General features: G+C 70.1%; 11 protein-coding genes. All 11 read right to left on the bottom strand.

Annotated elements, in window-relative coordinates; genetic code table 11:
- Positions 1-39: 39 nt before the first annotated feature.
- The 11 genes from KZC51_RS11725 to rpoZ all read right to left on the bottom strand — a co-directional run bounded on the left by KZC51_RS11725 (position 40) and on the right by rpoZ (position 9,528).
- Positions 40-630, bottom strand: coding sequence for a Trp biosynthesis-associated membrane protein (locus KZC51_RS11725; protein WP_247630142.1), 591 nt, complete (start codon positions 628-630; stop codon positions 40-42).
- Entirely contained in the window at positions 627-986 is a 360-nt protein-coding gene (gene hisI, locus KZC51_RS11730; protein WP_372491774.1) for a phosphoribosyl-AMP cyclohydrolase, read from the bottom strand. The genes KZC51_RS11725 and hisI overlap by 4 nt, the downstream gene beginning before the upstream one ends.
- Complete coding sequence (hisF, locus tag KZC51_RS11735; RefSeq protein WP_247630143.1) at positions 983-1,777, bottom strand: imidazole glycerol phosphate synthase subunit HisF; 795 nt, start codon at positions 1,775-1,777, stop codon at positions 983-985. The genes hisI and hisF overlap by 4 nt, the downstream gene beginning before the upstream one ends.
- On the bottom strand, positions 1,777-2,619 hold the full coding sequence (gene hisG, locus KZC51_RS11740; RefSeq protein WP_247630144.1) for an ATP phosphoribosyltransferase: 843 nt from the start codon (positions 2,617-2,619) through the stop codon (positions 1,777-1,779). Before hisG ends, hisF begins: the two co-directional genes overlap by 1 nt.
- A gap of 38 nt (positions 2,620-2,657) precedes the next feature.
- Complete coding sequence (locus KZC51_RS11745; protein WP_042536637.1) at positions 2,658-2,921, bottom strand: phosphoribosyl-ATP diphosphatase; 264 nt, start codon at positions 2,919-2,921, stop codon at positions 2,658-2,660.
- Positions 2,918-3,598, bottom strand: coding sequence for a ribulose-phosphate 3-epimerase (rpe, locus tag KZC51_RS11750; protein ID WP_247630145.1), 681 nt, complete (start codon positions 3,596-3,598; stop codon positions 2,918-2,920). Before rpe ends, KZC51_RS11745 begins: the two co-directional genes overlap by 4 nt.
- Positions 3,599-3,602: 4 nt before the next feature.
- Positions 3,603-4,970: an RsmB/NOP family class I SAM-dependent RNA methyltransferase gene (locus tag KZC51_RS11755; RefSeq protein ID WP_247630146.1), complete on the bottom strand. Its 1,368-nt coding sequence runs from the start codon at positions 4,968-4,970 to the stop codon at positions 3,603-3,605.
- Between the two features lie 101 nt (positions 4,971-5,071).
- On the bottom strand, positions 5,072-5,992 hold the full coding sequence (gene fmt / locus KZC51_RS11760; protein ID WP_247630147.1) for a methionyl-tRNA formyltransferase: 921 nt from the start codon (positions 5,990-5,992) through the stop codon (positions 5,072-5,074).
- 18 nt (positions 5,993-6,010) lie between these two features.
- Positions 6,011-7,969, bottom strand: a complete 1,959-nt coding sequence (locus KZC51_RS11765) for a primosomal protein N' family DNA-binding protein (protein WP_247630148.1) — start codon at positions 7,967-7,969, stop codon at positions 6,011-6,013.
- A gap of 16 nt (positions 7,970-7,985) precedes the next feature.
- Positions 7,986-9,179 (bottom strand): methionine adenosyltransferase, encoded by a 1,194-nt coding sequence (metK, locus tag KZC51_RS11770; RefSeq protein ID WP_247630149.1) that lies wholly within the window; start codon positions 9,177-9,179, stop codon positions 7,986-7,988.
- A 91-nt stretch (positions 9,180-9,270) separates the two neighbouring features.
- Positions 9,271-9,528 (bottom strand): DNA-directed RNA polymerase subunit omega, encoded by a 258-nt coding sequence (gene rpoZ, locus KZC51_RS11775; protein ID WP_045280265.1) that lies wholly within the window; start codon positions 9,526-9,528, stop codon positions 9,271-9,273.
- Positions 9,529-9,577 lie beyond the last annotated feature (49 nt).

The raw sequence follows: 9,577 nt of genomic DNA on the forward strand, positions 1-9,577 counted from the left end.
TCCGGGGACGACTACGGGATCGGGTTCAGTCTATCGGTGTCAACGAGTGGGGTCGGTTCCGCGGGACAGGTCGTCCCAGGAATCGACCGCGTCGATCGGACCATCGTGCACCGGCGCATCCGAGGATGCCGTGCGATAGCGCCGACCGCCCGCCTTCCACCTGCTCCATGTGGCGAGCACCAGGAGCGAGGCGCACAGCAGGATCACCCAGCCGACCAGTGCGATGACGGGCCACGCTGTCGGCACGGCGGACTGCACGATGTCGGCCAGCGCGGCACTGCCGGCGAGTCCTGTCGCCTCAGTGACCGTCGGGCCGATCGCCGACTCCGGGACGGAGATCAGCAGTTGCAACGTCGTCCAGCCGAGGAAGGCCGCGCACGCGGCGGCGAGCACCCCGAACACCAGACGCACAGGGCGCCCCGCGATCGACAACGCCGCTCCGAGAGCGAGCACCGCGAGACTGAGCGGGGCGAGCAGCACCAGGGCGGATGCGCCGGGGACGAGGATCGCCTCGCCGGCATCCGCTCGCTCCACTGTGACCCAGGTCTGCGTGGAGGAGATGATCCCGATCGCTCCGGCGAGCAGGAATCCGGACACCGAGAGCGAACGGCCGCGACGCGCGATGTTCATGCCGTGGCGCTCCCGGCGACGGCTTCGAGGTCCGTCGTGTCGAAGCAGGTGCGCGTGCCGGTGTGACAGGCGGGTCCGGTCTGATCGACGCGGAGCAGGATGGCGTCTCCGTCGCAGTCGAGTCGGGCGTTGTGCACGACCTGGATGTTGCCGGAGGTGTCGCCCTTGCGCCAGTACTCCTGGCGCGAGCGCGACCAGTACGTGACGCGGCCGGTGGTCAGCGTTCGACGCAGCGCTTCGGCGTCGACCCATGCCAGCATCAGCACCTCGAGCGTGTCCCACTGCTGCACGATCACCGGGGCCAGGCCGTCCGAGTTCCAGGCGACCTGCGCGATCCGCGTCTCGATGTCACTCACTTCGTCTCGCTCCGCTCGCTCAGTGCGCCGCCCCGGACGACCACTCCCGCCGCGCGCAGCGCGTTCTTGACATCGCCGACCGTGAGTGCGCCGGTGTGGAACACGCTGGCCGCGAGCACGGCATCTGCACCCGCCTTGATGGCCGGGGCGAAGTGCGAGACGTCGCCTGCGCCGCCCGAGGCGATCACCGGAACCGATGCGGCTTCCCGCATGAGCCTGACCAGCTCGAGGTCGAAGCCGTCACGGGTGCCGTCCGCGTCGATCGAGTTCACGAGCAGCTCTCCGGCCCCGCGCTCCGTCGCCTCGCGCGCCCATTCCACGGCGTCCAAGGTCGTCTGCGTGCGGCCGCCGTGCGTCGTGACGACGAACCCGGACGGCGTGGTGTCCGCCCGCTTGACGTCGAGTGAGAGCACGAGCACCTGCGCGCCGAACCGATCGGCGATCTCTCCGATCAGCGCCGGGCGCGCGATCGCCGCGGAGTTGACGCCCACCTTGTCGGCGCCGACCGCGAGCAGACGGGCGACGTCGTCGACGCTGCGCACTCCCCCGCCGACGGTCAGCGGCACGAAGACCTGCTCGGCGGTGCGCTGCACCACGTCGTAGGTCGTGGCGCGGGCGTCGACCGTGGCGGTGACATCGAGGAACGTGATCTCATCGGCGCCCTGTGCGGCGTAGTGCCTGGCGAGCTCGACGGGGTCGCCCATGTCGCGGAGGTTCTCGAAGTTGACGCCCTTGACCACGCGGCCCTCGGCCACGTCGAGGCACGGGATGACCCGGCTGGCGAGAGTCATCAGAGCCTCGCGTTGTGGATGGCGGTGACCAGGATGGCCCGCGCGCCGAGCGCGTACAGCGCATCCATCACCGGATTGACGCGTGCCCGCGCCACCATGACGCGCACGGCGACCCAGTCGGGGTCGCGCAGCGGAGAGACGGTCGGCGACTCGACGCCACCCGCGATCTTCACGGCGTCGTCGAGCAGGGCGAGTGGGAGGTCGTAGTCGATCATCACGAAGCGGCGGGCGACCATGACTCCGCGCAGACGGCGCAACAGCGTCTCCGCGCCATCGGCGTCGACGGGACCGGCGATGAGGACGGCCTCGGACTGCAGGATCACAGGACCGAACACGTCGAGTCCGGCCTGGCGCAGCGTGGTGCCGGTCTCGACCACGTCGGCGACGGCATCCGCCACGCCGAGACGCACGGCCGACTCGACCGCGCCATCGAGCGGAACGAGGTCGACCGCGATCCCGCGTTCATCGAGGAATGCGTCGACGAGACCCGGGTAGGACGTGGCGATGCGCAGCCCGTCGAGCTCGGACACGTCCGTGTAGCGGCCGGACGGCGCGGCGAAGCGGAACGTGGAGCCGGCGAAGCCCAGCGCCTCGATCTCGCGGGCACCGGGCATCCGCGCGTCGAGCAGCAGGTCGCGACCGGTGATGCCGACGTCGATGGCACCGGAGCCGACGTAGGTGGCGATGTCCTTCGGGCGCAGGAAGAAGAACTCGACGTCGTTGTCCGCGTCGACGACGTGGAGGGTCTTGGGGTCGCGACGACCGGCGTAGCCGGCTTCCGCGAGCATCTCAGCGGCGGTCTCGGAGAGAGAGCCCTTGTTGGGAACGGCGATGCGCAGCATGAACAGCTTTCAGTTCGAAGGAGAAGGAACGGAGCGCGTCACAGATGTCGGTAGACGTCCTGCAGGCTGAGACCCTTCGCGATCATCATCACCTGCACGTGGTACAGCAGCTGGGAGATCTCCTCAGCGGCTGCCTCATCGGACTCGTACTCGGATGCCATCCAGACCTCGGCGGCCTCTTCGACGATCTTCTTGCCGATCGTGTGCACACCGCCGTCGAGCTCGGCGACCGTGCCGGATCCCTCAGGGCGGGTCTCGGCCTTGACGCTGAGCTCAGCGAACAGCTCGTCGAAAGTCTTCACCCCTCCAGGCTAGCGGCTCGCGCGCGGTCCCTGAGCCGAGTGACGGCCGCCTCGATGTCGTCGGCGCCGTAGATCGCGGATCCGGCGACGAAGGTATCCGCGCCGGCCGCGGCGGCCTGCTCGATCGTGGCGTCTGAGATGCCGCCGTCGACCTGCAGCCAGACCTGGGATCCGCGGCGCCGGACCTCGTCGGCCAGCGCGCGCAGCTTCGGCATGGTCTCGGGCAGGAACCCCTGCCCGCCGAAGCCCGGTTCCACCGTCATCACCAGGATCTGGTCGAACTCCTCCAGCACGCTGTACAGTCCCTCGACAGGGGTGCCCGGCTTGATGGCGACACCGGCACGCGCTCCGATGTCACGCAGACGCCGGGCCAGCGACACCGGGTCGGCCGCGGCCTCGAGATGGAAGGTGACACTCGCCGCGCCGATCTCCGCATACTCCGGTGCCCAGCGGTCCGGATCGGTGATCATCAGATGCACGTCGAGCGGGATAGGGCTGGTCGCCTGGATGCGCTCGACCATCTGCGGCCCGAACGTCAGATTCGGCACGAAATGGTTGTCCATGACGTCGACGTGAGCGAAGTCCGCCGTCGCGATGCGGGCGAGTTCCGCCTGCATGTTGACGAAGTCCGCAGCGAGGATGCTGGGGTTGATGCGGGGCGCGCGGGGCAGATCCATGGTTCTACTCTCCCAGTGGTGTGCGCTGCAGCAGCGCGAGGAACATGGCGTCGGTGCCATGGCGGTGCGGCCAGAGCTGCACGGTGCCGGACTCGGAACGGCCGTCGCCGGCCAGATCGATGGGGGCGAGTCCCACCTCGGAAACCACCGCGCGCGCGTCGATGACACGCAGGTCGTCGCGGGAGCGGAGCACGTCCTGCACGACTCCCGTGGTCTCCGCCAGATGAGGAGAGCACGTCACGTAGGCGACGATACCGCCCGGCGCCAATGCGTCGACCGCGGCGGACAGGAGCTCCCCCTGCAACGGCACGAGCTCGGCGACGTCGGCCGGGCTCTTCCGCCACCGGGCTTCCGGACGTCGACGCAGCGCGCCGAGACCCGTGCAGGGCGCATCGACCAGGATGCGATCGAACTCCCCCGGTCGCGACGCCGCGAGCTCCCGCCCGTCCGCCTCGTGCACGATCACGTCGCCCGGAACCGCGCGCAGCGCATTGCGCACCAGTCGCGCACGCGTCGGGACGACCTCGTTCGCCTCGACGGTCACGCCGTGCTGGTGTGCGATCGCCGCGAGCAGCGCGGTCTTGCCTCCGGGCCCCGCGCAGAGGTCGAGCCACCGCTCGCCCTCGCCGATCGGGGCTGCGGCGGCGAGAGCGAGCGCCACGAGCTGGGACCCCTCGTCCTGCACCCGCACCGCGCCACCGGATCCGGCGACGATGCGATGCGGGTCTCCGCCGGGCGATCCGTACGCCGTGGCGGCGTAGGGGCGTCGCGGTTCTCCCGGTTCCGCGAGACCGGGCAGCGCAACGAGCGTGACCTCGGGAGAGACGTTGTCGGCTTCGAGGAGCGCGTCGAGCTCATCGACCCGGTCCTCAGCGGCCAGGGCACGTCGGAGCGCGCGGATGATCCAGACCGGGTGCGCCGACCGCAGCGCGAGCCGCTCGTCGTCGGAGCGGGCCTCGCGTTCGATCTGCTCCTGCCACTCCTCCGCACTCTGTCGGGTGACGCGCCGGAGCACCGCGTTCGCGAAGCTCGACGCCCCACGACCGACCTCCAGCGCGACGAGGTTCACGGACTCGTTCACTGCGGCGTGCGAGGCGACCCGCGTCGCGAGCAGCTGATGCACCCCGAGGCGCAGCGCATCCCGCACGGCCGGGTCGATGTCGTCCGTGCTGCGGTCGGCGGCCGCGGCGATGATCGCGTCGTAGGTGCCCCGGCGGCGCAGCGTGCCGTAGGTGAGCTCGGTCGCGAGCGCCGCGTCCTGGGGATCGAGACCCGCGTCCGCGATCGCGATGGGCAGCACGAGGTTCGCGTACGCGTCGGAGTCCGAGACGGCCCGCAGCACGTCGAAGGCGACGCGGCGTGCGGCCTGCACCGTGCGCACGGGACCGCGCGGGCCCCGAGACGGCGACGGACGCCGGTTGCCGCCGGGGCGCCCCTGCGGACGCCTGTTCGACCGATTCTGCTGGCCATCGCTCATGAGCCGGCACGCACCCCTTCAGCTCCGCGCTGACCGCGCCACCAGTCCGTGGCGTTCATCGCGCCCTTGCCCGCCGGCTGCACGCGGGTGACCGCGAGCGGCGTGGTCGCCGTGCCGATCAGCACCGCCGTCTTGGTGGCGACGATGGCGCCCGGATCGATCGCCTCGGTATCGCTCGCGGGTGCGGCCTCGATGATCTTGAGGCGCTGTCCGTCGATCGTGGTGTGCGCGCCGGGTTCCGGAGTCACTCCGCGGAACCGCGCGTACACTTGCGCGACGGGTAGCGACCAGTCCAGGAGGCCGTCGGGCAGCGTCAGCTTGGGCGCGAACGTCGGCTCGCCCCGCTGCGGGATGGCTCGTGCGGTACCCGCGGCGATCCCGGCCACGACCTCGGCGGTCAGCTCCGCACCGTCCACGGCGAGAGCCTCCAGCGCGATGTCGGCTGTCGCGCCTGCGGGTACCTCGACCACCCGGGAGGCGAACACCGCGCCCGCATCGAGCTCCGCGACGAGCTGGAAGACGCTCGCGCCGAGTTGCGCATCACCGGCGATCAGCGCGCGCTGCACGGGTGCCGCGCCGCGCCACTGCGGAAGCAGCGAGAAGTGCAGGTTGATCCATCCGGCATCCGGTGCCGACAGCAACGGTTCACGGACCAGTCCGCCGTAGGCGACGATCACGCCCAGTTCGGGACGGAGGGCCGCGATGCGCTGCGTCGCCTCCTCATCCAGACGGGCGGCGCGGATCACCGGGATGCCGAGCTCGACGGCCGCCTGCGCCACCGGAGAAGGCGTGAGCACCTTCTTGCGTCCGAGCGGAGCATCGGGCCGGGTGACGACCGCGACGATGTCGTGGTCGCGCGCCAGACGGTGCAGGGTGGGAACGGCCGCGGATGGCGTGCCGGCGAAGACGAGGCGCATGAAGGTACTCCGGAAGGATCAAAGCTCTGGATCGAGGATATCGAGGCGAACCGAGAGTGCGCTCCTCGGGTTGCGCCCCCTCCCTCGACGGCTGGCGACTGCCTCCGCCACGACCGCGGCGCGGAGCACCGTCGCGACTCGGGTTCCTGCCCCGTACTCGAAGCGCACGAGCGCACGCACGCGCGCGGGCACGTCGTCCGCGTCGACCGGGACCGGCCCCAGGACCGCGTCCGGCGGCAGGGGGATCTCGCCCAAGGCGACGAGTGCACGGGAGACCGCCGCTGCCGTCCCCTCGACCAGGGCGACACGTGTGGTGGGCGGCATGTGCAGCGGGGCTCGGCTCTCGAGCTCGCTGCGGGCGTAGCCGGCCTGATTCCAGGTCGCGAGCGCGCGTGCCGTGCCCCCGTCGACACCGACCAGGTGCACGGGCGCGCCAGGTGCAGCGAGCGCCGCCGCGTTCGACCACCAGCGCAGGCACGATTCCCCGACGCGCAGATCGGGGGCCTGCAGCATGCGCGGTCCGTCCAGGAGCACGACCGCGCGATAGCCCCCATCCGCGAGAGGTTCAGCGCCACGCGTGGCGACCACGAGCGCCGGCTTCGCGTCGACGCGCTCCACCGGATGGGCGCTGTCGGCGACGATGACCCGCACGCCGGGGAATGCACGCCCGAGCTCATCCGCCGTCCGTTCGCTCCCGGAAGAGGCGAGTCGTAGCTTCGTCGAGGAGCAGGACGGGCAGCTCCATGCGCGCGCTCCCCTGCCGCACCAGCCGCATACCGGGACCGCGCCGCGATGCGTGGCACCGAGAGGACCGCCGCAGTGCGGGCACCGCGCCGGGGCGCGGCACTCGGCGCATACCAGCGATGGCGAGAACCCCGGTCGCGACACCTGCACGAGCACCGGCCCCTCGGCGGCTGCCGTCCTGGCCGCGAGGAAGGCGGACGACGGCAGACGCTGAGCGGTCGGCTGCTCCATCTCCTGGGGGGTGCTGAGCACGACCCGAGGGAGCACACGACGGGTCGCCCGCACATCGTGCAGATACCCGTGCGCGACGAGGCGCTCGATATCGGTGGTGCGAGTGTGTCCGACGAACAGCAGCGCGCTGTCCTCCTCCCCCTGTCGCAGCAGCGCGGCATCGCGGGCGTTGACGTACGGCGCCAGCGGCTCGCCGAGCAGCGGGTCTCCGTCGTCCCAGATCACGACGAGGCCGGCACGGACAGGAGCGTAGACCGCGGACCGGTTGCCGACGACGATGCAGGGCGCGTCCTCGAGCGTGCGGAGGAAGGAGCGGTACCGGGCAGGGTTCGTCTGCCGCGAGTCGAAGCGGACGATCGCCTCTTCCGGAGCGATCTGTGCGAGCGCCGCGAGCAGTCGATCGAGGTCACGATGGTCCGGAACGATCAAGACCGACGACTCCCCCGCTGCCAGCTGCCGCACCGCCGTGGCGGCGAGCAACGCTGCCCAGGCCGGTCCGTCTTCGCGGAGTCCCGGGATCGCCTCCACCGCGGCGCGCCCATGATTCTCGAGCACGCCATGCAGGCCGTCGTAGGCAGCGATCACGCCTTCGGCGCGCTCCCGGGCCGCGTCGTCCGGTGCGATGACAGGCGAGTCCGCGGTCCACGCCTTCTCGACGCGCACCTGGCGCTTGGGGATCACGAGACGGAGGATGTCGGATGCCGACCCTGCTGCCCGGTCGGCAACGCGCCTGGCGAGGAGGTACAGCCGCTCCGGCAGCACCGATACCGGCGAGACGACGCTGTCGACCTCGGAGAGGGGACGATCCGCATCGTCTTCCACGGCGAGCTCGACGACATAGCCGTCGATCACGCGTCCTGCCGTACGCAGCGGTACCTTGATCCGCGCTCCCCTCGGCACGTCGCCGAGCTCGGCCGGAAGCGAATAGTCGAAGAGGCGGTCGAGCTGTGGCAGCGGGGAATCGAGGAGCACCCGCGCGATGCGACGGCTCTCCGCTGTCATGGGAACCGTGGTCCCATCAGAGACCGGCAGCGCGACGCAGCTCTTCGACGCGGTCGGTGCGTTCCCAGGTGAACTCGGCACGCTCGCGTCCGAAATGACCGTAGGCGGCAGTCTGCGCATAGATCGGGCGCAGCAGGTCGAGCTGATCGATGATCGCCTGCGGCCGCAGATCGAAGACCTCGTTGATCGCGCGCGTGATGATCTCGTCTGACACCTTGCCGGTGCCGAAGGTCTCGACGTACAGGCCGACCGGGCGGGCGACACCGATCGCGTAGGCGACCTGCACCTCGAGCCGATCAGCGAGCCCCGCGGCGACGGCGTTCTTGGCGACCCAGCGCGTCGCGTATGCACCGGAGCGATCGACCTTCGACGGGTCCTTGCCGCTGAACGCGCCCCCGCCGTGCCGGGCCGCTCCCCCGTAGGTGTCGATGATGATCTTGCGGCCGGTGAGTCCGGCATCGCCCTTGGGGCCACCCGTGACGAAGGGGCCGGCCGGGTTGATGTAGAAGGTGACGTCGTCGAGGTCGAGTCCTGTGCTCTCGAGGACCGGTGCGATCACCTGCTCGCGCACCTGGTGCTGCAGATCTTCCTGCGTGATGTCGGGGTTGTGCTGCGTCGAGACCACGACGGCGTCGACCGTCTTCGGGGTGAAGCCGTCGTAGCCGAGCGTGACCTGGGTCTTGCCGTCGGGCCGCAGGAACGGGAGAAGCCCGCTGCGTCGCACCTCGGTGAGGCGTTCGGCGATGCGGTGCGCCGTCCAGGCCGCCATCGGCATGAGTTGCGGCGTCTCGTTGGTGGCGAATCCGAACATGATGCCCTGGTCGCCCGCGCCGAGGCCGTCGAGCGGGTCGACGGATGATCCGTCGCGGTGCTCTTGAGCGTTGTCGACGCCGTGCGCGATATCGGTGGACTGCTCTCCCACCGAGACGCTCACGCCGCACGAGTCACCGTCGAAGCCGGTGTCGCTGGACGTGTAGCCGATGCCGTTCACGACCTGACGGACGATCGTGGGGATGTCGACGTACGCCTCGGTGCGGATCTCTCCCGCGACATGGACGAGTCCGGTGGTGACGAGCGTCTCCACGGCCACGCGGGACTCCGGGTCCTTGGCGATGAGGCCGTCGAGGATGCTGTCCGAGATCTGGTCGCAGATCTTGTCCGGATGTCCCTCGGTGACGGACTCGGACGTGAACAGACGCAGGGCGCTCATCGATACTCCAGAACGGGGTGGGTGAGAAGAAGGGGCGGTACACCCATTCTGAACCGCGCCTCGGACAGAGTGCGAGGCGCGGTCTGGAATATCACTCCGCGTGACGCAGGCGGAGCTTGTCCTCGTTGATCTCGTGCAGAGCGATGGTGAGCGGCTTGTCCTCGACCGAGGAGTCGACGAGCGGGCCCACGTTGTCGAAGAGGTTCCCCTCGTGCAGGTCGGAGTAGTAGTCGTTGATCTGACGTGCGCGCTTGGACGCGTAGATCACGAGTTCGTACTTCGAGTCGACTCGATCCAGCAGGTTGTCGATGGGGGGATCGATGATGCCCTTGTTGTGGTGTCCGGCCATGGTGGACCTCCTGATCAGGCGACGGGATCGTCGCGAAGACGGTGCTGCG

Source organism: Microbacterium croceum (assembly GCF_023091245.1).
GTDB classification, from domain to species: Bacteria; Actinomycetota; Actinomycetes; order Actinomycetales; family Microbacteriaceae; genus Microbacterium; species Microbacterium croceum.

Bases quoted from the DNA above. Each gene is read 5' to 3' on its own strand.
- KZC51_RS11725 (WP_247630142.1), bottom strand. From the start codon at position 630: ATGAACATCGCGCGTCGCGGCCGTTCGCTCTCGGTGTCCGGATTCCTG.
- hisF (WP_247630143.1), bottom strand. From the start codon at position 1,777: ATGACTCTCGCCAGCCGGGTCATCCCGTGCCTCGACGTGGCCGAGGGC.
- hisG (WP_247630144.1), bottom strand. From the start codon at position 2,619: ATGCTGCGCATCGCCGTTCCCAACAAGGGCTCTCTCTCCGAGACCGCC.
- rpe (WP_247630145.1), bottom strand. From the start codon at position 3,598: ATGGATCTGCCCCGCGCGCCCCGCATCAACCCCAGCATCCTCGCTGCG.
- fmt (WP_247630147.1), bottom strand. From the start codon at position 5,992: ATGCGCCTCGTCTTCGCCGGCACGCCATCCGCGGCCGTTCCCACCCTG.
- KZC51_RS11765 (WP_247630148.1), bottom strand. From the start codon at position 7,969: ATGACAGCGGAGAGCCGTCGCATCGCGCGGGTGCTCCTCGATTCCCCG.
- metK (WP_247630149.1), bottom strand. From the start codon at position 9,179: ATGAGCGCCCTGCGTCTGTTCACGTCCGAGTCCGTCACCGAGGGACAT.
- rpoZ (WP_045280265.1), bottom strand. From the start codon at position 9,528: ATGGCCGGACACCACAACAAGGGCATCATCGATCCCCCCATCGACAAC.